We start from the raw sequence: 26796 nt of genomic DNA, 5'->3' as shown, positions 1-26796 counted from the left end.
GCGGGGCAGCACGGCCAGTCCGGCCAGGGCCGCCGCCAGCGTCAGGCCGAGCACCATCGAGCCGACCGTCCGGTCGACGCGGGCCGCGCCGTCCCGCCCCGCAGAGCCCGCTCCCTCCCCGCCGGATCCGGACGCGGGGAGGGGCGCGTTCGGCGACGCGGCCGTTCCGGGCAGCCTGGGGTCGGCCTCGGGCGTCGGGTCACCGGACCCCTGGGCCTGCGTGTAGCTGGGGGTCCGTCCCACCCCCGGGGTGGGCTCGAAGGGGACCCACCCGACGCCGTTCAGGTACAGCTCCGGCCAGGAGTGCGCCCGGTCCGAGGTCACCCGGTGCTGCGTCCCGGTGCCCGGGGTCGCGGCGACGGGTGCGTAGCCCACCACCACCCGGGCGGGGATGCCCACGGACTGGGCCATCATGGTCATCGCGGAGGCGTAGTGGATGCAGTATCCGGCCCCGGCCTCGAGGAATTGCTCCGTCATCCGGAGTCCCGAGCCGTCGTAGCCCCGCTCCACGGGGGCGGTCTCGGAGTAGGTGAAGCGCCCGGAGGTCAGGTGCGCCTGGATGGCGGCGGCCTGCTCCACGGGGTTGGTCATCCCGGCGGTGACCTCCTGGGCCAGGGCCTCGACCCGGGAGCCCTCCAGCTCCGGTCCGGAGCCCCAGCGGTTGTAGATGCCCTGCGGGGCGCCCGGGCGGGTCAGCGAGGCCAGCTCCTCCAGGCCCATCCGCACGGGGACGACGGCGGCCCGGTAGTCGAGCTCCACCGGAGTCGACTCCCGGCGGTAGGCGACGGAGGTGGACGGTTCCACCTGCCAGCCCCAGTCGCCCACGACCCGGTCCACGCGCCAGACCTGGTCCGGCAGCGGGGCCCAGTTCCCGGACCAGTCGTCCAGGGACAGGCTCACCACCGACCACGGACCGTCCCCACCGGCGGCGGCCTGCGCCAGGAGCCGGTCCGAACCGCCGGCCAGCCGCGCACCGGCGGGGTCGAAGCCCGTGATCGTGGGCGGCCCCGAGTACTGGGGCGGCACGGCCTCCCAGGGTGAGTCCTGGACATCTTCCACCACCGCGGTGCGCAGGTAGACGCCCCGGCCGTCCTCGGTCTCGTAGCGGATCCCGGCGTACCCGGTGGAGCTGCGCAGCTCGCGGCCGAGATCGGCGGCCGGGTTCACCGGGCCCGCACCCTGGCCGAGCACGAAGCGCTGCCCCTCGGGGGCCAGCCCGGTGGCCAGGAACGGCACCTGGGTGGCTCCGGCCACCAGGGCGGCCACGGCCGCCGCGCCGGTCGCCACCGTGCCGGCCGGCCAGGAGGCGCCACCGGCCGGCCGGTCGGACTCCGGGCGGGCCCCGGGGGCGGGCGCCTCGTGGATCAGGGACAGCAGGGAGTCGCTGCCCACCGCCAGCAGGGCCAGCCAGGCCCCGGCGGCGATGGCCAGGGCCGGCCACGGGGTCACCCCCGCCGTGATCACGGCCGCACCCCCGATCAGGGCCAGCGGCGGGATCCCGGCGATCGCGGGGGAGCGCAACCCGACGGCGATCGCGTCGGTCACCAGGGCGGTCAGTGCCAGGACCGCCCCGACGGCGGCCAGCGCCGGATCCGTGGGCGTCACCGGGACGGTGTCCGTCCAGATGGTCTCGCGCAGCTCCGCGGCCGAGGCGGCGATCGCCCCCGCCGTCTCCTGCTGGGGCAGCAGTCCCGCCAGGAGCGTCTCGGGCCACCACTGCAGGCACCAGGCCCCGGCGGCGACCGCGAGCCCCACCAGCAGGGGGCGGAGCACCCGGCCTCCGAGGGAGCGGACGGTGGCGGCCCCGGCCAGTCCCAGGACGGCCGGCACGGACGAGGGCGGCAACCAGGCCGCGGGCGGGGCATCGAACACGGCGCCCAGGGACAGCGCGGCGGCGACCACCAGGGCACCGGTGAGGGCGGCCAGCAGCCAGGCGGCCCCGGCCCGGGACAGCACGCCGGTCATGTCCGGACCCCCGCCACCAGCCAGCCGTCCTGCTCGAGCGCGGCGGCGGGCCCTACCGGTCCGGCGGGCCCGACCGGCACGGCCTCACCGGCCCCGAACAGCAGGGCCACGCGGTGCAGGGTGCGGGGCAGGGTGACCATGACCGGCACGTCCTGCCCGACCGCGGTGCCCAGCAGGGCGATGACGGTGGTGACCTGGGAGGGCAGGGCGGCGGTCCAGGCCGCCTCCCGGAGCGCCGGTTCGAGCACGGCGGCGGCCAGCTCGGGCTCCAGCCGGTTGCCGTCCTGGTCCATCAGCAGCACGTGGTGGCCGGAGGAGTGCAACCGGTCGATGACCGCCGCGGCCACGCTGACCGCCCGTTCGAACGCCGCGGACGTCGTCCAGCCCCGGCCCGCCCCGCCGTCCACCTGGTGCCGGCCGGTGGCGAAGGAGACTGCCCGGCAGTCCAGGACCACCACGGTCCAGGGGTCGTGCGCCCACTCCTCCTGGCGCACCATGAGCCGTCCGGTGCGGGCGGTGGCACCCCAGTGCACCCGCGTCAGGGCGTCCCCGTCCCGGTGGTCCCGCACGAGCAGGTCATCCGGGGCCGCCTCGCTGCCGAGCAGGTCCGCCGCGTCGTGCTCCCCGGTCCCGGCCCGCAGGACCCCGTCCAGTGCCTCGTCGTCCAGCGGCTGGGGCAGCACCCGCACCCGGCTCGTGGCCGCCACCGGTGCGCTCCCGGTCCACAGGCCGAACGGGCCGCGCAGGTGCGTCAGGGCCGGGCCGACGTCGTACACCCCCCGCCGGGGTGCCGGCCACCGGTAACCACCGGACGGCACCGGGACCGGGGCGCGGCCGGGCAGCGCGTCCCTGAGGCCGGGCACCACGCCCGAGAACGTCACCCGCACGTCGCCCCCGGCCACGAGGACCCGGGGGGACACCGTGCGCACCAACCGGGTCCGGCGGGCCAGGTGCGCGTGCACGGCCAGCGCGGCCAGGGAGGCGGCGAGGAGCGCGGCCAGGAACAGCCCGATCGCGATGGCCTCCCGCCGTCCCAGGACCAGCCCGCCGAGCACCAGCACCGCGGCGGCCACCCCGATGGCCAGCCCCCGCGTCGTCGGCTTCAGCGGACCGGTGCCCATCGTCCCACCCGGTCTCAGACGCCGGCCGGGACGGCCACGGAGTGCAGGATGCGGTCGGTGACCGCCTCGGCCTCCGCGGCGTCGTGCGCGGACCGGCGCCGCAGCATCAACCGGTGCGGGAACACCACCCCCACGACGTCGGTCACGTCCTGCGGCGTCACGTAGGACCGGCCGTTCAGCGCGGCCTCGGCCTTGGCCGCCCGGGTGAGCTGCAGCAGGGACCGGGGGCTGGCTCCCACCAGCACGTCCGCGTGCTGCCGGCTGGCCCGGCCCAGGGCCACCACGTACCGGGCCACGGGCTCGGAGACGTGCACCCGGGAGACGGCCTCGATCATCTGCAACACGTCGTCGGTGGACGTGACCGGGGCGAGCCGGTTGACGGGAGCGGCCGAGGGCAGCGGACCGTGGTGGGTGCGCAGCATCTGCAGTTCGGCGTCCTCGTCCGGATAGCCCATGGTGATCCGGGCCATGAACCGGTCCCGCTGTGCCTCCGGCAGGGGGTAGGTGCCCTCGGACTCGACCGGGTTCTGGGTCGCCACCACCATGAACGGCTCGTCCAGCCGGTGGGTGGTGCCGTCCACGGTGACCTGGTGTTCCTCCATGCACTCCAGCAGGGCGGACTGGGTCTTGGCGGAGGCCCGGTTGATCTCGTCGCCGATCACGACGTTGGCGAACACCGCCCCGGCCCGGAACTCGAAGGTGTGCCGGTCCTGGTTGAACACGGAGACCCCCGTGACGTCCGAGGGCAGCAGGTCCGGGGTGAACTGGATGCGGTTGACGGTGCCGCCCACGGTCCGCGCCAGGGCCTTGGCCAGCAGGGTCTTGCCCACGCCGGGGACGTCCTCCACCAGCAGGTGGCCGCCGGCCAGCAGGACCAGGACGGCCGTGCGGACCGCCCGGTGCTTGCCGTCCACCACGGAGTCCATGGCCGAGAGCATGGCGGCGGTGGTGGCCGTCAGCCGCTCACCACCGGCCTCCCAGTCCTGCTGCGGGTTCTCCACGGGTCCTCCTGGGGATAGGGGTGCGGACACCACGGCCGGGTCGTTCCGCCAGCCTACTGGCACCACTGGTAGGATGGTCGGCGTTGCCCAGGCGAGGGAGCGTCCCGCTCCGTGATCGACGAGGCCGCCGCACCTCCTGGACCGTCGTCCCGGTGGGTCCAGTCCAGACTCCCGGCCGGTCCGCGCGAGGGGATGCGGCGAAGTCCTGCCTGGAAGGCCCGTTCCACCGACGGTGGAGTGGAGAGCGAGTACAGGAGGAGAACCATGAGCGACATGATCAAGATCCAGGTCACCCTGCGTGACGACTTCGGCAAGGGTGCCGCGCGCCAGGCCCGCCGCGCCGGCCAGATCCCGGCCGTCGTCTACGGCCACGGCACCGACCCGGTCCACATCCTGATGCCGGCCCAGCAGACCACGCTGGCCGTCCGCAACCCGAACGCCCTGCTGACGCTGGTGCACGACGGCGAGGAGCACCTCGTGCTGCCGAAGGACATCCAGCGCAACTTCATCAAGCAGACCGTCGACCACCTCGACCTGCTCGTGGTGCGCAAGGGCGAGAAGGTCGTCGTGGACGTGCCCGTGCACGTCGAGGGCGAGGCCGCCCCGAACACCGTGTTCAACCTCGAGGAGGCCACCGTGCCGGTGCTGGCCGAGGCCACCCACCTGCCGGACAACGTCACCATCGTCATCGAGGGCCGCGCCGCGGGCGAGCACGTCTACGGCCGCGACATCCAGCTGCCGGCCGGCACCACCCTGGAGCTCGAGGACGACTACGTCATCGCCACCATCTCCGAGCCCACCGTCCAGGACCTGGGCGAGACCGGTGAGGGCGAGGCGGCGGCCGAGGGCGCCTCCGAGGCCCCGGCCGAGGGCTGATCGACCCGATGACCGTGCAGGGTACCTCGTCGTCGGCGGCCGGTTCCGGCGGTGCGTCGGCGACGTGGCTCGTGGTCGGGCTCGGCAACCCCGGGCCCGACTACGCCCGCACCCGGCACAACGTCGGCCAGATGGTCGTGGACGAGCTGGCCGGGCGCTTCGGCACCGGACTGACCGCGCACAAGGCCGGCGCCGCCGTCGGGACCGCGCACGTGCGTCCGGGCGGACCCAAGCTGATCCTGGCCAAGCCGGCCAGCTACATGAACGTGTCAGGGCGCCCGGTGGGCGCCCTGGCGCGGTTCTACTCGATCCGGCCCGAGCACCTGATCGTGGTGCACGACGAGCTGGACATCCCCTTCGACACCCTGCGCCTGAAGACCGGTGGAGGCGAGGGCGGGCACAACGGCCTGAAGTCCATCTCCCAGGTGCTCGGCACCCGGGACTACCCCCGGGTGAGGGTCGGGATCGGCCGGCCTCCCGGGCGCCAGCCGGCCGCGGACTACGTGCTGCGTCCGTTCACCGCGGCCGAGCGCGAGCTGCTGCCGCTGCACGTGGACCGGGCGGCCGACGCCGTGGTGGAACTGGTGGAGTCGGGCCTGGAGAAGGCCCAGCAGCGGTTCCACCCCGCGCCCGGGCGCTGAGCCGGCCGACGCCGGTCCGCCCCGCCGCCCGACCCTCAGTCCCGCCGTACCGCCCGGTCCCTCAGTCGCGGCGGGCCAGGCCGACCAGCAGGTCGGCGATGTGCTCGACGGCCGGTTCCAGTGCGGACGCCATCTCCGTGTAGGCGGTGTCCGCCTGGCCGTACGGGTCGGGCAGGTCGATCGTCGCCAGGGATCCGCGGACCCTGGGGCGATGACGCGAGACGTGCCGGGCCAGCGAGCGGACGTCCTCGGCCAGGGTGGTCGATCCCGCCGCCGGGGCGGGCCATGCCGGGATCTCCCCCGTGGCCATCGCCCGGGCCGCTGCCCCGAACTCGAGCATGGTGAAGGACCGGTTCAGCGCCGCCGGCGTCTCCCGCAGGATGACGGCCGAGTGGTCGGAGGTGGCGGCCAGGAGCAGGTCGGCCCCGCCCACGGCCCGCCCGGTCAGTTGCATGGGGGCATGGTCGGTGAGGGTCTGCAGCGAGCCGGCCCGCGGCAGGGCGTGGACCTGTGGCGGCACCGTGAGCCGCGGGTTGACCTGGGTGCCCGCCGAGACGACCCGGTACCGGCCCGGGGCGTCATGCTCCAGCCGACGGGCCAGCAGGTGGTGGCCGTAGGCGGAACGGCAGATGTTGCCCGTGCACACGAACAGGACGGTGGCCTGCGGTTCAGTCATCCGGCCATCGTATCGAGGGCGGCCGCGCCCGTCCGTCGGTGCCGACTCCCGCGGTCATGCGGCCCGGCCCGCGCCCTAGCATGAAGGCATGTCCACTCCTGACGACGTCCGCACCGCCCCGTCCACCGATCCCGCCGGCAGCGGTGATCGCGTCGGCCGCCCGGACGCAGCGGTCCCGGCGGCCTACCGTCCGGCCCCGGACGAGGAGCCCGGGGCGCCCGCCGTTCCCGGGGAACGCCGGCGCCAGCCCACCGAGGAGAAGTCGCGGCGCAAGCGGCGCCTGGAGTACCCGCCCGCCCCCGAACCGCTCACGGTGCCCGTGGTGGACAACCACACCCACCTGGACTTCCGTGACGGTCTCGTGACCGTGGACGTGCACCAGGCCATGGACGCGGCCGCGGCCGCCGGGGTGTCCGGTGCCGTCCAGGTCGGCTGCGACGTGGAGTCGGCCCGGTTCACCCTGGCGGCCATCGAGGCGGAGCCCCGACTGCTCGGGGCCGTGGCGATCCACCCCAACGACGCCGCCCGGCTGGCCGAGCGCGGACACCTCGAGGCCGCCCTGGAGCAGATCGAGCAGATGGCCGCCCACCCGCGGGTGCGGGCGGTGGGGGAGACCGGGCTGGACTACTACCGCACCGGGCCCGAGGGGGTCGGCTCCCAGCAGGAGGCGTTCCGGTGGCACCTTGACCTGGCCCACCGCCTCGGCAAGGCCGTCCAGATCCACGACCGCGACGCTCACGAGGACGTGGTGCGGATCCTGCTGGACACCCCGGACCTGCCGGAGAAGGTGGTGTTCCACTGCTTCTCCGGCGACGCGGCCCTGGCCCGGACCTGCAACGAGCACGGCTGGTACATGTCCTTCGCCGGCCCGGTGACCTTCGCCGCGAACGACGACCTCCGGGCCGCCCTGGCCGAGGCCCGGAAGGACCTGGTCCTGGTGGAGACGGACGCGCCCTTCCTGACCCCGCACCCTCATCGCGGCCGGCCGAACGCGCCCTATCTGGTGCCCCTGACGGTCCGGCGGATGGCCGAGGTCCGGGGCATGGAGGTCGACGCCCTCAGCGCGGCGATCGCGGCGAACACCCGGAGGGTCTACGGCGAGTTCTGAGGGCTGCACCGGCAGGCGGGAAAGGCGCGCTGACCACGCCGGTTCGTGACCAATTTGATATCTTTGTTATCCAGCCGTTATCGTAGATCACCAATTGGCCGGATCGGGCCGTCGGACGCCTGCCATGGGCCCGACCTGAACCCGTGCCCGGATGCGACGACGACTGGATATCCATGGCACGAGTGATGAAGGGCCGTCTGGCCAAGCTGATCGCCCAGGTGGCAACCCTCGCCCTGGTGATCGTGGGACTGGTGGCCCTCGTGTCCACCCAGCGCGGCGCCGAGGCCACCGCCTCCGCCGACGACGCGGCCCCGGCCTCCGCCACCGGTGCCGACGACGCCGATGCCGGGTCCCTGGGCTCCACCGTCCTGAACCTGGAGCGGGCCTCGCAGGTCGACGTGGTCCTGCCCAAGGCCGTCACCGTGAAGTCCGGCACGTTCGAGCGGGCCTTCGCCACCGGCGCCGCGACCGTCGAGCAGGCCCTGCGCCAGGGCAAGGTCGACTTCGACGGCAATGACCGCCTCTCTCCCGCCGGGGACACCCCCGTCACCTCCGGCATGACCGTCACCGTGCAGCGCGTGGACACCGCCACGACGACCACCGCGAAGGCCGTTCCGTTCGAGACCGTCAAGGTCCAGGACGAGGACCTGGCCCGCGGCAGGACCGAGGTCGTCGCCGAGGGCCGGGCCGGCAAGCAGGTCACCACGTGGACCGTCACCACCGTGGACGGCAAGGTCACCGGCCGCAAGGCCACCGCGACCGAGACCGTGCGCGAGCCGGTGGACCGTCGCATCGCCGTCGGCACCAAGGCCCCGGCCCCGAAGCCCGCCCCGCGGCAGGCCGCGCAGCCGACCCGCACCGAGGCGGCCGCATCCGCCCCGTCCAGCTCCTCCGCCGCCCGCCCGTCCGCTCCGCGCGAGACCACCCCCGCCCCCCGGCCCGAGCAGGCCTCCGCCCCCGCCTCGGGTGCCTGGCAGGCCCTGGCCGAGTGCGAGTCCGGCGGCAACTGGTCCATCAACACCGGCAACGGTTACTACGGCGGCCTGCAGTTCTCGGCCTCCTCCTGGGCCGGGGCCGGCGGCACCCGCTACGCACCGCTGCCGCACCAGGCCACGCCCGCCGAGCAGATCGCCACCGCCGAGGTGCTGCGCGCCAACGGCGGCTGGGGACACTGGCCCGCCTGCTCCTCCAAGCTCGGCCTGCGCTGATCCACGGCTCCCCGGCGCGAGCCACCGAACACCCGTTGTCCCCAAGGGCCCGCTCCGGCGGGCCCTTGGGCATTGCCGCCCCCGTAGGATGGAACGCGTGACCGCCCCTGACGCCCCCCTGCTCTCCGCCACCGACATCCGCCGGCTGGCCACGGAGCTGGACCTGCGTCCCACGAAGACGCTCGGGCAGAACTTCGTCATCGACCCGAACACCATCCGGCGGATCACGGCCGCCTCCGGGACCACGGCCGAGGAACACGTCCTGGAGGTCGGCCCCGGCCTGGGCTCCCTCACGCTGGGCCTGCTGGACGCCGCCGCCGCGGTCACCGCCGTGGAGATCGACCCGGTCCCGGCCGGGCGCCTGGCCCAGACCGCGTCCGAATTCCGGCCAGGAGCCGGTGACCGCCTGGGGGTGTTGCTCGCCGACGCGATGCACGTCTCCGCCGCCGCCATCGACTCCGTGCGCCCCGCCCGGGCGCCCGGTCCCCCCACCGCGCTCGTGGCCAACCTGCCCTACAACGTGGCCGTCCCGGTGCTGCTGCACCTCCTGGCGGAGGTCCCCTCGCTGCGGCACGGACTGGTCATGGTCCAGGAGGAGGTGGCCGACCGCCTCGCCGCGGACCCCGGTTCCAAGGTCTACGGGGTGCCCTCGGCCAAGGCGGCCTGGTACGCCGAGGTACGCAAGGCCGGGACCATCGGCAAGAACGTCTTCTGGCCCGCGCCCAAGATCCAGTCCGGGCTCGTGGCCTTCACCCGGCGCAACCCGCCGGAGACCACGGCCACGCGGAAGCAGGTCTTCGCCGTCGTGGACGCCGCCTTCGCCCAGCGCCGCAAGACGCTGCGCGCCGCGCTGGCCGGCTGGGCGGGTTCGCCCGTCGCCGCCGAGACCGCCCTGCGCGCCGCCGGAGTGGACCCCCGGGCCCGCGGCGAGGTGCTGGGCATCGAGGCCTTCGCCCGGATCGCCGCCGCCCGGCCGGAACGGGGTACCGGCGCATGAGCCCGACGGCCTCCCACCCCGAGTCCGGCCGGCTGTTCAGCCACGTGACCGCGCAGGCGCCCGGCAAGGTGAACCTGTCCCTGGCCGTCGGCGGCCCGCGGCCGGACGGCTACCACCCCGTCGCCAGCGTCTACCTGGCCGTGTCCATGGCCGAGGAGGTCACGGCCACGCCCCGCGCGGACGGGGACGTCACCGTCTCGCTCGCCGACAACTCCAGCGTCTTCGTGGACCCGGACCTCATCCCGCAGGACTCCTCCAACCTGGCCGCCCGGGCCGCCCTGCTGCTGCGCGAGCACCTCGGACTGGACCCGGCCACCCACGGAGTGCACCTGGAGATCACCAAGCAGGTGCCCGTGGCCGGTGGCATGGGTGGTGGCTCGGCGGACGCGGCGGCGGCGTTGATGGCCTGTGCCGCGCTGTGGGACGCGGGACTGTCCCGGCAGGACCTGGCCTCGATCGGCGCGTCGCTGGGCGCGGACGTGCCGTTCGCGGTGATGGGCGGGGCCGCCGTCGGGCTCGGCGTCGGAGACGAGCTCACCCCGCTGCTGGCCCGGCACCCCGTCCACCTCGTGCTGGTGCCCGCTGCCACCGGCCTGTCCACCCCGCAGGTCTACGCCCTGCTGGACCGGCTGCGCGCGGAGGGCACCCTGCCCACCCCGGACACCGACCCGGAGGTGGACCGGGACCTCGTCCAGGCCCTCACCGCGGGCAACGCCGAGGAACTGGCCCTGCTGCTGCGCAACGACCTGCAGGTCCCGGCGGCCACCATGGTGCCGGAGCTGTCCGAGATGCTGGACGTCGGCCTAGAGGAGGGCGCGCTGTCCGGTCAGGTCTCCGGTTCCGGCCCCACCGTGATGTTCCTGACGCGCAGCGCGGAGGAGTCCTTCCAGCTGGCCGCGCGCCTGGAGGACCGCACCGGCGTGGCGGCGATCGCCGTGCACGGCCCGGTGCACGGAGCCCGAGTGCTCTAGCGCCCGGCACCCACCGCGGGACCTCCGCCCCGGCCCCACCCACACCCCGGCCCCACCCACACCCCCGAACCCAAGGACCACACCGCTTCATGGCACACCTGCTCGGCGCCGAGAACATCGGCATCTCCTTCGGCACCCGCACCGTCCTGGACGCCGTCTCCCTGGGCGTGGACGAGGGCGACCGCATCGGCCTCGTCGGCCGCAACGGCGACGGCAAGTCCACGCTGATGCGCATCCTGGCCGGCCAGCAGGAACCCGACGCCGGCCGGGTCACCCGCCGGGGCGGCGTCACCCTGGGCGTGCTGGACCAGCGGGACGACCTCGACGATGCCGACACGGTCAAGCACGCCGTCGTCGGGGACGTCCCGGACCACGTGTGGGCCTCGGACCCGAAGATCCGCGACGTCATGCAAGGCCTGCTCGGCGGCCTGGACTGGGAGCGCACCGTTGGGACCCTGTCCGGCGGACAGCGACGCCGCACCGCCCTGGCACGGTTGCTGGCCGGCGACGACGACCTGATCTTCCTCGACGAGCCCACGAACCACCTCGACGTCGAGGGCGTCGCCTGGCTCGCCGGGCACCTCAAGACCCGTTGGCGGGCCACCGACGGCGGTCTGCTCGTGGTCACGCACGACCGCTGGTTCCTCGACGAGGTCTGCACCCGCACGTGGGAGGTGCACGACGCCACGGTGGAGCCCTTCGACGGCGGGTACGCGGCCTGGATGCTGGCCCGGGCCGAACGGGACCGCGCCGCGGCCGTGATGGAGTCCAAGCGGCAGCAGCTGGTGAAGAAGGAACTGGCCTGGCTGCGCCGCGGCGCCCCGGCCCGCACCTCCAAGCCCAAGTTCCGCATCGAGGCGGCGAACGCGGTGATCGCCGACGTGCCGGAACCGCGGGACTCCGTCTCGCTGGCCAAGATGGCCACCGCCCGGCTGGGCAAGGACGTCCTGGACCTGGAGTCGGTCACCTACACGATCCCCGGCCCCGACGGCGGCGCGCCCGTCACCCTGTTCGACGACGTCACGCTGCGGCTGGCCCCCGGTGAGCGGGTGGGGATCGTGGGCGTCAACGGTGCCGGCAAGTCGACCCTGATGCGCCTTCTCGACGGGCAGGTGCAGCCGGACTCCGGGCGGGTCAGGCGCGGCAAGACCGTGCAGACCGCCATCCTCACCCAGGACGTCCGGGAGCTCGACGAGGTCTCCCACCTCCGGGTGGCCGAGGTCATGGCCCGGGAGGGCAACTCGTTCCAGGTCGGCGGCAGGGACCTGTCCACCGGGCAGCTGCTGGAGCAACTGGGCTTCGGCACGTCGCGGCAGTGGACGCCCGTGGCCGAGCTCTCCGGCGGCGAGCGGCGCCGTCTGCAGCTGTTGCGCCTCATGGTGGGGGAGCCGAACGTGCTGATGCTGGACGAGCCGACCAACGACCTCGACACGGACACCCTGGCGGCGGTGGAGGACATGCTCGACGGCTGGCCGGGCACCCTCGTGGTGGTCAGTCACGACCGGTACCTGCTCGAACGCGTCACCGACCACCAGCTCGCCCTGCTCGGGGACGGCAGGGTGCGCGACCTGCCCGGGGGAGTGGACCAGTACCTGGCCCTGCGCCGGGAGCAGGAGTCCCCGGGTACGGGGCGGGTCGGGGGGCTCACGGGCGCCGGCGGTGGTGCCGGGGCCCCGCCTGCCGGCGGCGGGACGGGCTCGAGTGCCCCCGCCGGACCCGGGACGGCGGCCGTGCCGTCCGGTCCGAGCGAGGCCGAGAAGCGGGCGGCCCGCAAGGAGGCCGGCCGGCTGGAGCGACAGCTGGCGCGACTGGCCGAGGAGGAGTCCGAACTGCACGCCCGGATGGCGCGGTTGTCCGAGTCCGGGGACTTCGAGGCGCTCGCCGGGGCCAACGCCGACCTGCAGGAGCTGGCCGAGCGCAAGGAACAGGCCGAGCTGGCCTGGCTCGAGGCCGGCGAGGTCGCCGAGGGGTAGGCGAGGGGTAGGCGAGGACCCGGCCCTGGCCTGCGGTGACCGGCCCGGCCGCTGCATCCCCTCCTTGCCCCGCGAGGTGACTGTGGCAGAATGGACTGCCGGCCCCGCTGGCCGATCCGCCCTGGTGTAACGGCAGCACGCCGGCCTTTGGAGCCGTGCAGTATAGGTTCGAATCCTATGGGCGGAACCGTGATCGATGCCGTGTCGCCCAGTCAGGGCGATAGGCACATGATGGTCATTTCGTCAAGGGTTAATTTTGGGGGTTGATTTCGCCTCCTAAGCGTCCGCCCATGTCGTCAGGGCTTCCCCCCGCCCCGAACTGCTCCCTAGGATCTGTGACGAAAGCCACCTGTCAAGGTCGTGACGCATCCCCGCGATCATGTCCGGAATCCCCCTTCCGGAGGCAGTTCAGAACAGAGGGCGCTCCAGTATGTACACGTCTCATCGGTCCCATTCACCCCAACGCTCGCTCCAGACCCCCCGGCCCCGTCTCCCCATGACCGGCCGGACCCTGTCCGTCGAGCCCGTCCCCCCGTTGCCGCGTGCCGTCGCACCGGCCCCGCCGGCAGCACCGCCGGCCCCCTCCCTCAACGCGTCACCGCCGGTCCAGCCACCGGTGTCCCAGCGGTCGCGCCTGGCGCAGCAGCCCGGGGTCGCCTGGCTGGGCTCCGGCACCGACGGCCGGTGGATGGAGTCTCCCCAGGAGGCCAGCACGGCGCTGGGCCGGATCCTCGCCGGCGACGCCCTGCGCGGTGCCGTCCTGATCGGTGAGGCCGGTGACCGGCGCGAGACCATCGAGACGGCCCTCGCCGCCCTCGCCGCCCTCCCGCCCGAGCGGTCCGTCTACCGCCTGCACGGCAGCGCCTTCGCGGCCGCCACCCCGTACGGGGCCCTGGCCATCCTCCTCTCCGGACTGGACCGCACGCCGCCCTCGTCGCTGCACGGCATGCTGCGCACCCTGTCGGGCTTCCTGCGCCCGGACGGGGCCGCCCCGGCCGTCGTCATCGTCTCCCAGCCGGACCAGATCGATGCCGGCACCATCACGGTGCTGTCCCAGCTGGCCCAGGTCGACAGCATCTGCCTGGTGGTCCACTGCGAGCGGCTGACCGACGTCCCCGTGGACCTGGTGTCGCTGCTGCGCGCGGGCCTCGTGGCCGGGATCACGGTGCGGCCGTTGACGCCCACGGCCGGTGAGAGGCTGATCGAGGACGTGCTCGACGGTCCGGTGTCCCGGTTCGCGGCGACCGTGCTGTGGCGCCACAGCGGCGGTTCGGTCAGCCGCCTGCGTCAGCTCGCGCGTGACTGCGTGGCCAGCGGCAAGCTGCAGCGTGCCGAGGAGGGCTGGATCATGGTGCCCGGGGCCCTGCCGAGGATGGACCCCACCGGTCTGCTGGCCACCTCGCTGCGGCACCTGCCCGTCCGCCAGCGCTCCCTGCTCGAGATGCTGGCCGTCTGCGGGCCCATGCCCGTCAGCGACCTCATCCACATCGGCTTCGCGCACGAGCTGGACACCTTGCAGGACGGGGGCGCGCTGGAGATCCGCAGTGACCAGTCCGGCCGGATCGCCCGGCTGGACTCCGTGCAGTCGGCGGAGACCCTGGCGGCGATCGAGCCGGACCGCCGCCGCGAACTGGCCGGCATGCTGCAGACCCTGGATCCCGGGTACCACAGCGTGCTGCGGGCCGCCGACGAACTGATCATGCTCGGTGACGTCCAGGGCGCGGTGTCCCTGTTCGTGGAATCCGGGTGGCACGCGGCGTCGAACCCCGGTCCGGCAGGGGAGTCCGCCTGGACACACCTGGCCTGGGCCGAGTGCTGTGCCCGGATCGCCATGGGGGACCTGGACGGGGCCGAGGCCGTGCTGACGCGGGCGCCGGTCGCGGATTCCGCGTCCCTGAGCGTGCTGGCGGCCAGCGTGGCCGTGGCGCGCGGTGACCTCCGCGAGGCACACGCCCGGTTGGACCAGATCCCTGCCGAGCACCTGCCCGAGCTGCTGGCTCCGCGCGGTTCGGACGTCACCGGGGAGTCCGTGCGCTGCCGCGCCCAGGCCCTGCGGGCCGAGGCCCTGGCCCTGGGCGATGACCAGGACGGGGCACTGCGCCTGCTGGACCGGCTCGACGCAGAGCTCACCCGCTTCCACTCCGCCGGGATCATCGACGACGTGCTGAGTCCCGCGGACCGCTCCGTCCTGGCGCAGTCGATGCTGAACGTCCTGCTCGCCTGCGGGCAGCTGGACCGGTGCCGGGACCTCGCCGAGACGGTCATCGACGGCCATCACGGGAACCCGCAGTCAGCGCAGTACGCGGAACTGGTCCTGACCACGGTCGATGCCATGACCGGAGACCGTGAGCCGGCGTACCGCCGGGCCGCGGGCCTGATGGCCCAGCTGGAGGCCACGGGCAATCCGCACGAGCTCCAGGCGGCCCGGGCCCTGCTGGTCTTCTGCAGTGACGGTGGCGACGGCGGCGCGGACACCCGGGCCTCGGAGGTCTTCCAGGCGCTGGTGGACAGCCAGGCCGGGCAGCTGGCGGGTCAGCCCCTCGGCCGGCTCGGCTGGGTGACCGAGCTGTTCCTGGCCCAGGCCACCGCGCGGATCCACTCACCCGAGGCGAGCCTCGCCCGTATCTCCGCCCTGGCCGAGCGGGCTGCCGAGGCCGGCCTGTACGCCGTCGAGTTCTCGGCCCTGGCGATCGCCTTCCAGTCCGGGGACCTCCGGCTCGCCCCGCGGCTGGCCCAGGCCGCCGCACGCACCCAGACCGCGGCCTCGGCCCCCAACCAGCTCCTGGCCCGGGCCGTCCTGGAAGACGACGAGAACCTGCTGGTGCGGGCCCTCGAGGCCCTCGCGGAGGCCGGGTGCGCCTCATACGTCGAACAGGCGGACTCGCCGCTGCTGAAGGGGCTCTCGCCCCAGGTGCTGCGCCGGATCGCCGACGCCGCCCCGTCACGGCGGGCGAAGAACGGGCCGGCCGACGACGCCGGCACCGACCCCGAGTGGATGGGCCAGCTGACCCGCCGCGAACGGGAGATCGCCCGGCTCGTGGTCGACGGCAAGACGAACGCGGTGATCGCCCGCATCACGGGGATCTCCATCCGCACCGTCGAGGGACACCTCTACCAGATCTACGCCAAGCTGCAGGTCCGGGGCCGGGCGGACCTGACCCGGCTCGCCGCCGCCCAGGCCCAGCTGCAGGTGGGCCGATGAGCGAGCAGACCACGGGGCTGCGGCCCCAGCACGCGGGGATCCCCACCGATTCCCCTCACCTCACGACGCTCGTCGAGGACCTGCTCGGAGCCGACCGGGCCGGCGCGGTGATCCTGGGCGGCCCCGGCACGGGGAAGTCCTCGCTCGTCCAGGCCGCCCTGGAGATCGCCGGCCTGGCGGACAACGTGCACACCGTCCAGTGCACACCGTCGCTGCGCGAGATACCGTACGGGGCCCTCGTCCCCCTGCTGACCGCACTGGACGAGCTCAACACGCCCGTCGGGGTGCTGCGGGCGCTCCAGCAGCTGGGCACCACCCCGGTGATCGTGGTGGTGGACGTCCAGTACCTGGACGCCGCCAGCGCCTTCGTCCTGGCCCAGCTGGTCCAGAACCGGGCAGCCACCCTGCTGGCCAGCGGGACCGGTCTGCTCGGCCGGGAATCCGGGATCGCGGCGCTGTCCGACACCGGCATGCTCCGCACCGTCCACCTGGGACCGGGTGACCCGGACCAGGTGCGGCGCCAGTGCGAGCGGACGCTCGGCGGCTCCCTGACCCAGGGGGCGGCGCGCACCATCCACGGGATGACCGGGGGCAACCCCCGGCTGGTCCAGGCCTTCCTGGAATCGGCCCTGCACCAGGGGGTGCTGGTCCAGGCCAAGGGCGGTTCGGTCCTGCCGGGCCGTGCCGTCCCCTGGGTCCTGCTCCGTCCGGCCCCGGACCCGGATGCCTGGCTCGTGGACACGGTGGAATCCATGCAGGCCTCGCTCCTGCCCGGAGAGCGGGAGTGCCTGGACCTGCTCGCCCTGGCCGGGGTGGCCTCCCGGGCCCACCTGCGTGCGGTGAGCGGCGACCACGTCCAGGACCTGCTCGAGAACGGTTTCCTCCGGGAGGCCGGTGCCGATGCCGTGACCCTGTCCGCGGTCCTGCACGCCGAGGTCCTGCGCTCGTGCATCCCTCCGGGGCGCAGCGTGGACCTGTTCGCCCGCTGGCAGGCCGTGGGCGGGTCCATCCACGACCGGCCCACCGCGCGCACCGTGCTGTGGGCCCTGGAGTGCGGGCATCCCGTGGACCTGGGGGACATCATCGCCGCCGGCTACCGGGCGCTGGGGACCAAGGACTGGCCGACCGCGCGCGCCCTGGCCCCGTTCCTGGCCGGGCGAGAGGACCCGCGTGCGGACCTGCTGGTGGCCGAACTCATGCTCGTGGGCGGCCGGACGGGCACGGCCCGGGCCGAACTGGAGGAGCTGGCGGCCCGGTCCGATGACCCGGACTACCGGATCGAGGTCTACGGGCTGCTGGCCCTCGACCTCGTCCGCAACGGCCAGGCGCCCCACGGCTGGGCGGCCCTGCCGCAGGCGCTGGCCGGGGTGCGGGCGCGCATGACCACCGAGCCCGCGCTTCCCGAGTCCCTGCGGACCATGATCAACCTGCTGCTGGACCCGGGCATGGACGACCGGCGCGACGAACTGCTGGCGCAGTCCCGCCAGCTGATCGAGGACCCCGGCACCGACCCCGGCACCCGGGCCATCCTGCTCCTGCTGCAGTCGGACCTGCTGGGCCTGGCCGGGCAGGCCGCGGAGGCCATCGAGGTGGCCCGCGCGGCCCATGAGCTGGCCGTCAGCACGCCGCAGTTCTCGGCCAGGTTCGGCGTCTACGCACTGGTCAACCTGGTCCTGAACCTGACGACCGCCGGCGAGCTCGACGAGGCCCGGAGGGTCCTGGACACCCAGGACCGGCTGGGTCCCCGTCAATGGCACCAGCGGGCCGGCACCGTGCTCGCGCTGCGGGCGATGGTGGACCTGGTCCACGGCGGCACCGCGGGGTCGGTCTCCACGCTGCACGACGCCGTGGTGGACCTGCGTCACTACGACCCGGCGCAGCTGCTGCCGTGGGCCGAGGCCACGCTCACCCCCCACCGGGTGGCGCTGTCCCCGACCCCGGTCGACATCGGTGCCGACGTGCGGGCGCGCCGGCCACAGCGCGGTTCCCGGGGCCGTTGGCTGCTGGCCCTGGCCCTGTTCAGCATCGCCGAGGACCGCGTGAAGGCCATGACGGACGACCACCGGCCCCTGTGGCGTCAGATCCTCGAGGATCCCCGGCTCGACGCCGACCCCGTGGTGCGTCGCGAGATCCTGTTCACCCTGTTGGTCCTGCGTCCCCCGCAGGCCGAGGACGACGGCGTGATGTCACGGCTGCACGGTATCTGCTCCGGCCTGGACGGGCGTCGGTCCCGGGCGCTCACACGGGTCCTCGACCCGGCCCTGGGCCACGACCCACGCGGACTGGCCACGGTGGCCGAGCACACGGCGTCGTCCGGGGAGATCCTCCCGGCAGCGATCGCCTGGTCCCGGCTGGTCCTGCTGCATCACGGGGCCGGGGACCTGCGACGGCGCGGTGAGGCCCTGCGGAGGCTGAAGAGGCTCCAGGTGTCCACGGGCCTGCAGTTCCCGCCCTTCGTGACCGGCGCCCTGGCCCTCGGGGAGCTGACCGCACGGGAGCAGGAGATCGTGGACCTGGCGGCCGCCGGGATGAGCAATGCCGAGGTGGCCGAGAAGCTCTTCGTCTCCCAGCGGACCGTCGAGGGCCACCTCTACCGGGTGTTCACCAAGCTCGGTATCACGGAGCGCTCCGAGCTGCGCGACCTGCCGGTCTGATTCCTGCGCCGGCGCACCACCACGCCTCCCCGGGCCAGCCGCCCGCGGGTGACATCGGGCCACGCCCATGCACCCGCGGGCGGCTCACCCGTCCCGGCGAGTGACCGTAGCGAGAGCCCGGGATCCGAGCACGTGCTCCGCGGGGCGATTTAGAGTACGGGCCCACGGATGTGGCGGGCGGGGGCCGATCCTAGGCTCGAGGGGAAGCGAGAGGCCGTCACCCCCGGCGGCCTCCCCGGGCCGGTCGTGCTTCACGCTCATGGGCAGGCCGGCCCCTCACCCCTGTGGGAGTCCAAATGCCTTTTCCAGCCGATGCCCCGCGCGGGCCCCGGGATGAGTCGTGACCATGGTGCAGACATCCGGCACCGCCCTGTCGAGCGGTCAGCGCACGCAGCACGCCGTCCCGGTCACCCCGTGCCGGGGTGGCCTCCTGGACCGCGCTCTCGTGACGGTCCTGACGACGCTCCTGCGGATCACCGCCCCCGGCGGGCCGGCCCGGTGGCTGCCTGCCCGGCGGCCCTGGCGGGCCGTGGTGCGCCGGAGCCGGCTGGAGGGCCGTGCCCTCTCCGTCGTGGTCGTCGGCGCCCCGGCCGACGTGCGCCAGGTCCTGCACCGGGCCGGGCGGCGGCCCGCCGCCTACACGATCGTGGGCGTGGTGCTGGACGGCGAGGTCGCCTCGGGGGACGCCACCCAGGACTGGGGTGAGGCCCACCGCGCCCTGTGCTACGTGGGGATCGACGAGGTCGATACCGCCGTCAAGGACCTCGGCGCCGACGCCGTCGTCGTGGCCGGGCCGTTGACGGGGGACGATCAGGGCCTCCACGGACCCGGGCCGGGGGTGTACTGATGGGCCTCCCCTCCGAGAACACCCTCCGTCCCACGCTGCGCGTGGCCGTGATCGGTGCCGACAGCGGCACCCCGGGCCTGGCCCGGGGCTTCGCCCAGAGCACGGACTGGGAGGTCGTCGCCGTCTGTGACGAGGACCGGTCCCGGGCCGAAGGCCTGGCCCGGGAGGCCGGGAACCCTGCCGTGACCAGCTCCGTGACCGAACTGCTCGCCGGACACGACGTCGACGCGGTCGTGATCGCGACACCGGCCCAGACACACCACGGGATCACCCTGCAGGCGCTCGCCGCCGGCAAGCACGTGCTGCTGGAGAAACCCCTGGCGGACACGACCGGGGCCGCCGTCGAGATGGTGGCCGCCGCCGAGTCCCGCGGCAGCGTGCTGATGGTGAACCACGCGTACTGCTACACCCCGGCCGTGCTCAAGATCCGTGAGCTCATCGCCGGCGGTGAGCTGGGGGAGATCCGCTACGTGGACTCCGTCAGGATCAACCACGACTTCGTCCGGTCGGACGCGGACGTGTTCTGGGACCAGGCGGCGCACGACCTGTCCGTCCTGGACTTCGTCCTCCCCGGAGGCCTGGAACCGCAGGTCGTCTCGGCCCAGGGCGCGGACCCGTTGCGCTCGGGCAAGGCCTGCGTGGGGTACCTGAACCTGCCGTTGTCCAATGGTGCCCTGGCCCACGTCCACGTCAACTGGCTGTCCCCGACGAAGGTCCAGCAGATGGTGATCGGGGGCAGCCGGAAGACACTGATCTGGGACGACCTGAACCCCCAGCAGCGGCTGAGCATCTACGACCGGGATGCCGTCCCGGACCGCCGGCACATGGGCCTGGCCGATGCCGGGACCGGCCCGGGCGCGGCGATCCCGTCCCGGCTGCAGGACCCCTGGTCGCCTCCCCTGAGCGAGTCCACGCCGCTCGCCCTGATGGTCTCGAACTTCGCGGACGCGATCCGTGGTCACCGGCCGGCCCTGACCGACGGCCGGTCGGCCCTGCGCGTGCTGTCCGTGCTGGAGTCGACCTCGACCAGCCTCGCGCGGGGTGGGGCCACGACCGCGATCCCCGATCCGTGGGCACCGGCCCACGGGGCGTCCGGCGCCGGCGGGACGGCACCGGACGCGGGCGAGCGGACCGGACGGGGTGGGACCTGATGAGCAGGATCAGCCTGATGCGTCCCTGGCTCGGGCCGGAGGAGGCGGAGGCGGTCCGCCAGGTCATCGAGTCGGGCTGGGTCGCCCAGGGTCCACGCACCGCCGAGTTCGAACGCGCCTTCGCCCAGGCCCAGGGCGTCTCCCACGCCGTCGCGACCTCCTCGGGCACCTCGGCCCTGCACCTGGCGCTCGTCGTGGCCGGGATCCAGCCCGGTGATGACGTCATCGTCCCGTCCCTGTCCTTCCTGGCCGTCGCCAACGCGGTGACCTATGCGGGAGCGAGGCCGGTGTTCGCGGACGTGGACCTGATCACCGGCATCGCCACGGCGGAGACGCTGGACGCGGTCATCACGCCCCGGACCACGGCGGTGATCGCGGTCGACCAGGGCGGGATGCCGCTGGACCTGGACCCCATCCGGGACCTGTGCGACCGCCACTCGCTGGCCCTGATCGAGGACGCCGACGGCGCGGTCGGCTGCACCTACCGGGACCGTCCGGTCGGGACGGGCGCCGACATCACGGCCTGGTCCTTCCACCAGGACGCGGTGCTCACCACCGGTGAGGGAGGCATGCTCACGACGGACAACCCGGAGTGGGCGGCCCGCGCCCGGCGGCTGCGCGAGCACTCCCTGGACGTCAGCGCGGCCGAGCGCCATGAGTCCGTGCCCTCGGCGCCGGAGCACTACCCGGAGATCGGCTTCGACTACCGCATGACGGACCTGCAGGCCGCCCTGGGGCTGGTCCAGCTGGGCAAGGTGCCGGAGATGGTCCGGCGCCGCAGGGCCCTGGCCCATGAGTACCAGGACGTGCTGGCCACGGTGCCCGGGGTGCGGTACGCGGCGGACCCGGACTACGGACGGGGCAACTTCCAGTCGTTCTGGATCGAGGTCCTGCCCGGATTCCCCCTGGACCGGGACGAACTGCTCGCCTGGCTGGTCGCGGACGGGATCTCGGCCCGGCGGGGCGTCATGGCCGTCCACCGGCAGGACGCGTACGCGGGACACTCCGGGCGGGTGCGGCCGCTGCCCGTGACCGAGCGGCTGACCGACCACACCCTGGTCCTGCCGGTCTTCCACACGATGACGGCCGAGGAACACCGCCGGGTGACCGCGAGCCTGCAGTCCGCCTCCCAGGCGCCGCGGAACCGCCGCGGCGAGGGGACCCCGGGGGTGCCACCCCGATGAGGATCATCGTCTGCCTGCACGACATGGAGGCAGGCGGCAGCCAGCTCAACGCCCTGGACCTGGCCGCCGCCATCCGGGACCGCGGTCATCACGTCATGCTCTACGCCTCGCCCGGCCCGCTGATGGACCGGGTCCACGCCCTGGGCCTGGACCTGACCCTGGCGGGCTCCTCGGCACGTCTCTCGGTGGGCTGGGCGGCCGGCCTGCTCCGGCTGGCCCGCTCGTGGCGGGCCGACGTCGTGCACACCTACGAGTGGGGTCCCTCCATCGGGGTCTCCTTCGGTGCCCACGGTCTCATCGGGATCCCGCAGGTGATGACGGTGCCGTGCGGGGACGTCCCGCGGTTCCTGCCCCGGCACCTGGACCTGATCGTGGGCTCGCGGAGGCTGTGGGCGGACACCGGGGCCCACACCCGCCGGCACCTGATGGCGCCACCGGTGGACACGGTCGCCTGCGCGCCCACCGACCCCCGGCCCGCCCGCAGGTCCCTGGGGCTCTCGCCGGAGGACCTGGTGATCTCCCTGGTCGGACAGATGACCACCGATCTCGACCAGGCCGCGGGCGTCATCGCGGCCATCGCCCACGTCGACCGCCTGGCCGAACGCGAGCCCGCCGTCCTGCTGATCGGCGGCGGTGGACCCGAGCTCGTGCGCATCCGCGCGGCCGCCCGCCGGGTCAACACCCGCCACGGGCGCCGCGTGGTGCTCGTCACGGGCAGCCTCCCGGACCCCTCCCCGGCCTATGCGGCCGCGGACGTGGTGCTGGGCATGGGCGGTTCGGTCCTGCGGGGCATGGCCTACGCCAAACCGGCGATCGTGCTGGGTGCGGACGGATTCTGCGAGCCGGTCACCCGGCGGACGATGACGTCGTTCGACTGGCAGGGTTACTACGGCGTCGGCGACGGCGGGGAGTACGGACTGCTGCCCCACCTGATGGAACTGGCCGCGGACGCCGCCGAGCGCCGCCGCAGGGGGGAGTGGTCACGCGCGGTGGTCGAGGAGCACCACAGTCTCCGCCGCGCGGCCCTGCTCCTGGAGAACATCTACGGCAATGCGCTGGGCCGTCGGCACGGACTCGCCGAGCGCACCGGTTCGCTGGCGCGGTCGGCCGCCGAACTGGGATCGTTCCTGACCCACCGGCTGCTGGCAGGGCGGCCTGCGGTATGAACCGCCGGGCGCGGTGTCCCCGCCACGCGGCCCGGGGACACGACGGCGGCCGCTCAGGAGGGAATGTCCGTCCGGCCCCGCTGGCGGGCCGCCTGGACGCCGCGGTAGAGGACCACGCCGGCCAGGGCGCCCGCGGAGTTGCAGACCAGGTCCCGCACGGTCCCGCTGGTCCCGGTGAGCAGGTACAACTGGGTCAGCTCGACCCCGGCGGACCACGCCGTGGCCAGCAGGAGGACCCCCCAGTCCGGCACGCCGGTGCGCGGCGCGGTCCCGGTGCCCTCGCCCCGGCTCCCGCACCGCCCCCACAGGCAGGTCAGCAGGAAACCGATGGGCACGAAGACCACCACGTTCGCCACGGCCCCGATCCGGTCGAAGGGCAGCCCGGCCAGGATCCCCGTCTCGGCGGACCACGCCACGAGGGAGTCGGTGAACTCTGGCAGGCCCGGGGAGGTCAGGCGGACGGAGAGCACCAGGGCACACACCCCCAGCAGGTAGGCCAGCAGGAGCCAGCCGGCCCATTGCCGGCAGCGTGCCCGGCCGAAGGGCGCTGCCGTGGGTTCACCCACTCGTGCTGACTCGGCGTTCATCGTCGGCATCTGTGCCCCCCCAGGCGTCCTCCGCGACGCGTTGCCGGTCAACGGTCGCACTGGCTTCACCGTAGGAACGCCCCGCCCGGTCGGCAAGGGCAACCCGCAGCCCACGGGCCGGACCCCGAGGCGGTCGAGTACCCCCGCCCGGTACACGTCACGCCGTCCACGTGGTCCCGAGTGGCGATCACGTGGAGCGGGCGGTCTAGACTGGCCTGCGGCAGTCCCGCCGTGAAGCATCGATGCAGGAGCGTAGATCCTTGACCGAGTCCTCCGTGGCCAGCGCCGCGCCGTCAGCCGTCATCGTCCTGGCAGCAGGCGCCGGTACCCGGATGAAGTCCAAGACCCCCAAGATCCTGCACCGCATCGGCGGCCGCTCCATGATCGGCCACGCGCTCGCCGCCGCGGCCGGCCTGGCCCCCCAGCGGCTCGTCGCCGTCGTCAGGCACCAGCGCGACCTCGTGGCCGGGCACATCACCGCCCTCGCCGACGAACTCCCGGGCCTCGAGGCGGCCACCCTCACGATCGCCGACCAGGACGAGGTCCCGGGCACCGGCCGCGCCGTGCAGTGTGGACTGGAGTCACTCCAGGCCGCCGGGCACCCGGTCCAGGGCACGGTCGTGGTGACCTACGGGGACGTCCCGCTGCTGACCACCGCCCTGCTGGACGAACTGGTCACCGCCCACCAGTCGGAGGGCAACGCCGTGACCGTGCTGACCGCTCTGCTCGCCGACCCCACCGGATACGGCCGGATCCTCCGCGAGGCGGACGGCTCCGTGGCCGGCATCGTGGAGCACAAGGACGCCACCGACACCCAGCGGCAGGTCAACGAGGTCAACTCCGGCATCTACGCCTTCGACGGCGCCCTCCTGGTGGACGCCCTGTCCCGGGTCACCACGGACAACGCCCAGGGCGAGATGTACCTGACGGACGTGCTCTCGCTGGCCCGCGAGGCCGGCGGCCGGGTCGCCGCGGTCACCACCGAGGACCAGTGGCAGGTCGAGGGCGCGAACGACCGCGTCCAGCTCTCCGCGCTCGGAGCGGAGATGAACCGGCGCACCGTGGAGGCCCACATGCGGGCGGGCACCTCCGTGCAGGACCCCGAGACCACCTGGATCGACTCCACCGTCACCCTCGAGCCGGACACCACCGTCCTGCCGAACACCCACCTGCAGGGCACCACGCACATCGCCGAGGACGCCGTCGTCGGTCCGGACACCACGCTGGTGGACACCACGGTGGGCGCCGGTGCGACCGTGACCCGCACCCAGGCGACCGGGGCCGTCATCGGCGCCGGGGCCGTCGTCGGGCCGTTCACCTACATCCGGCCGGGCACGGTGCTGGGGGAGCAGGGCAAGATCGGGGCGTTCTACGAGACGAAGAACGCGGTCATCGGCCGCGGGTCCAAGCTCTCGCACCTCGGTTACGCCGGGGACGCCGAGATCGGCGAGTACACGAACATCGGCTGCGGCAACATCACCGCGAACTACGACGGCGTCGCCAAGCACCGGACCGTGATCGGCGACCACGTGCGCACCAGCTCCAACACGGTGTTCATCGCCCCCGTGACCGTGGGGGACGGTGCCTACACCGGCGCCGGCGCCGTGGTGCGCAAGGACGTCCCGGCCGGTGCGCTGGCCCTCACCGTGGCCCCGCAGCGCAACGCCGAGGGCTGGACCGAGGAGCGCCGCCCCGGTTCCCCCGCGGCCGAGGCCGCCGCTCGCGCCCGGTCCGCGCAGGACGCCCCCGGCGACGGCTCCTGAGCCCGCCCCGAGACTCCCCTCCCCTCCCCGCCGGCCGGCACCCCCGACAAGAACCAGGAAGTACATCCCCATGAATGAGATCACCCAGCACAGCGAGAAGAAGCTGGTCCTGGCCGCCGGCCGCGCCCATCCCGAGCTGGCGGAGCAGGTGGCCCAGGAACTGGGCACCGAGCTGCTGCCGATGAGCGCCTACGACTTCGCCAACGGGGAGATCTACGTCCGCTCGGCGGAGTCCGTGCGCGGCAAGGACATCTTCGTGATGCAGTCGCACCCGGCGCCGCTGAACAACCACCTGATGGAACAGCTGCTCATGCTGGACTCGTTCAAGCGGGCCTCGGCCAAGCGGATCACCGTCATCTCGCCGTTCTACCCCTACGCCCGCCAGGACAAGAAGGGCCGCGGCCGCGAGCCGATCTCCGCGCGCCTCGTCGCCGACCTGTACCGGACCGCCGGCGCGGACCGCATCATGAGCGTGGACCTGCACACCGCCCAGATCCAGGGCTTCTTCGACGGCCCCGTGGACCACCTGTTCGCCATCCCGCTGTTGAGCGACTACATCCGTTCCCGGACCGGTGGCGACGAGCTCACCGTGGTCTCCCCGGACACCGGTCGCGTGCGCGTGGCCGAGCAGTGGGCCGAGCGCCTGGGCGGTGCCCCGCTGGCCTTCGTCCACAAGTCCCGTGACCTGACCGTGCCGAACCAGGCCGTGTCCAAGCAGGTCGTCGGCCAGGTCGAGGGCCGCACCTGCGTGCTGATCGACGACATGATCGACACCGGCGGCACGATCGCCGGGGCCGTCCGGGTGCTCGAGGACGCCGGGGCCAAGGACGTCATCATCGCCGCCACCCACGCCGTGTTCTCCGATCCGGCCGCTCAGCGACTGGCCGAGTCCGGCGCCCGCGAGGTGGTCGTGACGAACACCCTGCCGATCCCGGAGGAGAAGCGGTTCGAGACCCTGACCGTGCTGTCCATCGCCCCGCTGATCGCCCGCGCCATCCGCGAGGTGTTCGAGGACGGCTCGGTCACCAGCCTGTTCGACGGCGTCTCCTGACGCGGGCCGGGCTCGCCCTCGTGGCGCCCGGCCCTCCCGGACGGAGCGTTCCGTCCTGAACGAGAGGACCCGTCACCCCGGTCTCCCGGGGTGACGGGTCCTCTCGTTCAGGACGACGGCGCGGATCCGCGCGGCCTAGCGGTCCAGCCAGTCCGTGACCTCACGCGACTGCCGTGCCAGCACCTTGCCGACCCGCGGCTCGGCGGCCTCGGCCAGCTTGCCGCCGACCAGCGGGATCCGGCACTCCACGTAGCCGTCCACCTGCACGTCGGTGCCGGTCTCATTCGGCACCAGCCGCTGCTCGGCGGTCGCGGTGACCTTGACCGCGGTGACACTGAGCAGCAACTGCCCGGTCCGCGAGCCGTCCGCCGCGGGGGCGGACCAGTTCTCCTGCTGCTCCACGCTCAGCTTGTCCCCGAGGAACTTGCCGGCGAACTTCTGCACCGTCTCGGGCAACCGGTGCACGGGCACGGAACGGAGCATGGTGACGGACACCGGCCCGGTCGGCTCACCCTGGCGCTCGAAGGCGACCAGCTGACCACCGAGCCCCTCGGTGACCTTGCGGTTGAATTCCTCACTGGCCAGGGCCGTGAACACGTCAGCCGGCGGGTGGGCGATGGTGGTGGACTCCTTGAACGCCATGGGGCTCCTCCT

The 26796-nt window shown here is 73.7% G+C and carries 21 protein-coding genes and 1 tRNA gene; 16 read left to right on the top strand and 6 right to left on the bottom strand.

The genetic code is table 11. The features are described 5' to 3' along the window. From Q0283_RS11640 to Q0283_RS11630, 3 genes are all read right to left on the bottom strand, one after another. Positions 1 to 1965: transglutaminase domain-containing protein (locus tag Q0283_RS11640; protein WP_298044764.1), on the bottom strand; the 1965-nt coding region annotated here is incomplete at its 3' end. Next, a complete protein-coding gene (locus Q0283_RS11635; protein WP_298044763.1) occupies positions 1962 to 3086 on the bottom strand; it encodes a DUF58 domain-containing protein in 1125 nt (374 codons plus the stop codon). The genes Q0283_RS11635 and Q0283_RS11640, both read right to left, overlap by 4 nt. 14 nt (positions 3087 to 3100) lie before the next feature. Then, positions 3101 to 4045 (bottom strand): MoxR family ATPase, encoded by a 945-nt coding sequence (locus Q0283_RS11630; RefSeq protein ID WP_221243451.1) that lies wholly within the window; start codon positions 4043 to 4045, stop codon positions 3101 to 3103. A gap of 306 nt (positions 4046 to 4351) precedes the next feature. Between Q0283_RS11630 and Q0283_RS11625 the strand changes: the two genes are divergently transcribed. Continuing rightward, entirely contained in the window at positions 4352 to 4963 is a 612-nt protein-coding gene (locus Q0283_RS11625) for a 50S ribosomal protein L25/general stress protein Ctc (protein WP_183523918.1), read from the top strand. 8 nt (positions 4964 to 4971) lie between these two features. Next, positions 4972 to 5604 carry an aminoacyl-tRNA hydrolase gene (gene pth, locus Q0283_RS11620; protein WP_183523921.1) on the top strand — a complete coding sequence of 211 codons (633 nt, stop codon included), beginning with the start codon at positions 4972 to 4974 and terminating at the stop codon, positions 5602 to 5604. 61 nt (positions 5605 to 5665) lie between these two features. Here pth and Q0283_RS11615 read toward each other — a convergent pair whose 3' ends face one another. Continuing rightward, positions 5666 to 6280, bottom strand: coding sequence for a low molecular weight phosphatase family protein (locus Q0283_RS11615; protein WP_183523924.1), 615 nt, complete (start codon positions 6278 to 6280; stop codon positions 5666 to 5668). Positions 6281 to 6368: 88 nt separating this feature from the next. Between Q0283_RS11615 and Q0283_RS11610 the strand changes: the two genes are divergently transcribed. The 12 genes from Q0283_RS11610 (at position 6369) to Q0283_RS11555 (ending at position 22741) form a co-directional block, all read left to right on the top strand. Then, a complete protein-coding gene (locus Q0283_RS11610; protein ID WP_255459391.1) occupies positions 6369 to 7388 on the top strand; it encodes a TatD family hydrolase in 1020 nt (339 codons plus the stop codon). Positions 7389 to 7561: 173 nt separating this feature from the next. Next, positions 7562 to 8596, top strand: coding sequence for a resuscitation-promoting factor (locus Q0283_RS11605; protein ID WP_183523927.1), 1035 nt, complete (start codon positions 7562 to 7564; stop codon positions 8594 to 8596). A gap of 97 nt (positions 8597 to 8693) precedes the next feature. Beyond that, positions 8694 to 9593 carry a 16S rRNA (adenine(1518)-N(6)/adenine(1519)-N(6))-dimethyltransferase RsmA gene (gene rsmA, locus Q0283_RS11600; protein ID WP_298044760.1) on the top strand — a complete coding sequence of 300 codons (900 nt, stop codon included), beginning with the start codon at positions 8694 to 8696 and terminating at the stop codon, positions 9591 to 9593. Then, a complete protein-coding gene (locus Q0283_RS11595; RefSeq protein WP_183523933.1) occupies positions 9590 to 10564 on the top strand; it encodes a 4-(cytidine 5'-diphospho)-2-C-methyl-D-erythritol kinase in 975 nt (324 codons plus the stop codon). Before rsmA ends, Q0283_RS11595 begins: the two co-directional genes overlap by 4 nt. A gap of 89 nt (positions 10565 to 10653) precedes the next feature. Continuing rightward, positions 10654 to 12537 carry an ABC-F family ATP-binding cassette domain-containing protein gene (locus Q0283_RS11590; RefSeq protein WP_183523936.1) on the top strand — a complete coding sequence of 628 codons (1884 nt, stop codon included), beginning with the start codon at positions 10654 to 10656 and terminating at the stop codon, positions 12535 to 12537. A gap of 115 nt (positions 12538 to 12652) precedes the next feature. Continuing rightward, positions 12653 to 12724, top strand: a tRNA-Gln gene (locus Q0283_RS11585). A gap of 309 nt (positions 12725 to 13033) precedes the next feature. After that, complete coding sequence (locus Q0283_RS11580) at positions 13034 to 15739, top strand: LuxR C-terminal-related transcriptional regulator (RefSeq protein WP_298044758.1); 2706 nt, start codon at positions 13034 to 13036, stop codon at positions 15737 to 15739. After that, on the top strand, positions 15736 to 18393 hold the full coding sequence (locus Q0283_RS11575; protein ID WP_183523942.1) for a LuxR family transcriptional regulator: 2658 nt from the start codon (positions 15736 to 15738) through the stop codon (positions 18391 to 18393). The genes Q0283_RS11580 and Q0283_RS11575 overlap by 4 nt, the downstream gene beginning before the upstream one ends. 346 nt (positions 18394 to 18739) lie before the next feature. Further along, the gene (locus Q0283_RS11570) at positions 18740 to 19240 is read left to right on the top strand and encodes a nucleoside-diphosphate sugar epimerase/dehydratase (RefSeq protein ID WP_183523945.1); all 501 of its coding nucleotides are present in this window, start codon (positions 18740 to 18742) and stop codon (positions 19238 to 19240) included. Beyond that, a complete protein-coding gene (locus tag Q0283_RS11565) occupies positions 19240 to 20391 on the top strand; it encodes a Gfo/Idh/MocA family protein (protein ID WP_183523948.1) in 1152 nt (383 codons plus the stop codon). The genes Q0283_RS11570 and Q0283_RS11565 overlap by 1 nt, the downstream gene beginning before the upstream one ends. Next, positions 20391 to 21575, top strand: coding sequence for a DegT/DnrJ/EryC1/StrS aminotransferase family protein (locus tag Q0283_RS11560; RefSeq protein WP_255459392.1), 1185 nt, complete (start codon positions 20391 to 20393; stop codon positions 21573 to 21575). Before Q0283_RS11565 ends, Q0283_RS11560 begins: the two co-directional genes overlap by 1 nt. Then, complete coding sequence (locus Q0283_RS11555) at positions 21572 to 22741, top strand: glycosyltransferase (protein ID WP_183523951.1); 1170 nt, start codon at positions 21572 to 21574, stop codon at positions 22739 to 22741. Before Q0283_RS11560 ends, Q0283_RS11555 begins: the two co-directional genes overlap by 4 nt. Before the next feature lie 53 nt (positions 22742 to 22794). On the opposite strand, the gene Q0283_RS11550 is transcribed toward Q0283_RS11555, so the two are convergent. After that, positions 22795 to 23307 (bottom strand): VanZ family protein, encoded by a 513-nt coding sequence (locus Q0283_RS11550; protein WP_298044754.1) that lies wholly within the window; start codon positions 23305 to 23307, stop codon positions 22795 to 22797. Positions 23308 to 23588: 281 nt separating this feature from the next. Between Q0283_RS11550 and glmU the strand changes: the two genes are divergently transcribed. Continuing rightward, positions 23589 to 25091, top strand: a complete 1503-nt coding sequence (glmU, locus tag Q0283_RS11545; protein WP_298044752.1) for a bifunctional UDP-N-acetylglucosamine diphosphorylase/glucosamine-1-phosphate N-acetyltransferase GlmU — start codon at positions 23589 to 23591, stop codon at positions 25089 to 25091. Positions 25092 to 25161: 70 nt separating this feature from the next. Then, a complete protein-coding gene (locus Q0283_RS11540) occupies positions 25162 to 26142 on the top strand; it encodes a ribose-phosphate diphosphokinase (protein WP_183523960.1) in 981 nt (326 codons plus the stop codon). 135 nt (positions 26143 to 26277) lie between these two features. Here the strand turns inward: Q0283_RS11540 and Q0283_RS11535 are convergent, their stop codons facing one another. Next, positions 26278 to 26784 carry a DUF2505 domain-containing protein gene (locus tag Q0283_RS11535; RefSeq protein ID WP_298044751.1) on the bottom strand — a complete coding sequence of 169 codons (507 nt, stop codon included), beginning with the start codon at positions 26782 to 26784 and terminating at the stop codon, positions 26278 to 26280. Between the last annotated feature and the right edge of the window lie 12 nt (positions 26785 to 26796).

The organism is uncultured Citricoccus sp. (genome assembly GCF_937871995.1).
Classification (GTDB): Bacteria; Actinomycetota; Actinomycetes; order Actinomycetales; family Micrococcaceae; genus Citricoccus.
The sequence above is the reverse complement of the archived record's forward strand: the minus strand, read 5'-3'. Positions and strand labels throughout refer to the sequence as shown.

Coding starts and splice junctions, on each gene's coding strand:
- Q0283_RS11575 (WP_183523942.1), top strand. CDS start 15,736: ATGAGCGAGCAGACCACGGGGCTGCGGCCCCAGCACGCGGGGATCCCC.
- Q0283_RS11570 (WP_183523945.1), top strand. CDS start 18,740: ATGGTGCAGACATCCGGCACCGCCCTGTCGAGCGGTCAGCGCACGCAG.
- Q0283_RS11590 (WP_183523936.1), top strand. CDS start 10,654: ATGGCACACCTGCTCGGCGCCGAGAACATCGGCATCTCCTTCGGCACC.
- Q0283_RS11610 (WP_255459391.1), top strand. CDS start 6,369: ATGTCCACTCCTGACGACGTCCGCACCGCCCCGTCCACCGATCCCGCC.
- pth (WP_183523921.1), top strand. CDS start 4,972: ATGACCGTGCAGGGTACCTCGTCGTCGGCGGCCGGTTCCGGCGGTGCG.
- Q0283_RS11605 (WP_183523927.1), top strand. CDS start 7,562: ATGGCACGAGTGATGAAGGGCCGTCTGGCCAAGCTGATCGCCCAGGTG.
- Q0283_RS11625 (WP_183523918.1), top strand. CDS start 4,352: ATGAGCGACATGATCAAGATCCAGGTCACCCTGCGTGACGACTTCGGC.
- Q0283_RS11540 (WP_183523960.1), top strand. CDS start 25,162: ATGAATGAGATCACCCAGCACAGCGAGAAGAAGCTGGTCCTGGCCGCC.
- Q0283_RS11560 (WP_255459392.1), top strand. CDS start 20,391: ATGAGCAGGATCAGCCTGATGCGTCCCTGGCTCGGGCCGGAGGAGGCG.
- Q0283_RS11595 (WP_183523933.1), top strand. CDS start 9,590: ATGAGCCCGACGGCCTCCCACCCCGAGTCCGGCCGGCTGTTCAGCCAC.
- Q0283_RS11615 (WP_183523924.1), bottom strand. CDS start 6,280: ATGACTGAACCGCAGGCCACCGTCCTGTTCGTGTGCACGGGCAACATC.
- Q0283_RS11535 (WP_298044751.1), bottom strand. CDS start 26,784: ATGGCGTTCAAGGAGTCCACCACCATCGCCCACCCGCCGGCTGACGTG.
- Q0283_RS11555 (WP_183523951.1), top strand. CDS start 21,572: ATGAGGATCATCGTCTGCCTGCACGACATGGAGGCAGGCGGCAGCCAG.
- Q0283_RS11635 (WP_298044763.1), bottom strand. CDS start 3,086: ATGGGCACCGGTCCGCTGAAGCCGACGACGCGGGGGCTGGCCATCGGG.
- Q0283_RS11565 (WP_183523948.1), top strand. CDS start 19,240: ATGGGCCTCCCCTCCGAGAACACCCTCCGTCCCACGCTGCGCGTGGCC.
- Q0283_RS11580 (WP_298044758.1), top strand. CDS start 13,034: ATGACCGGCCGGACCCTGTCCGTCGAGCCCGTCCCCCCGTTGCCGCGT.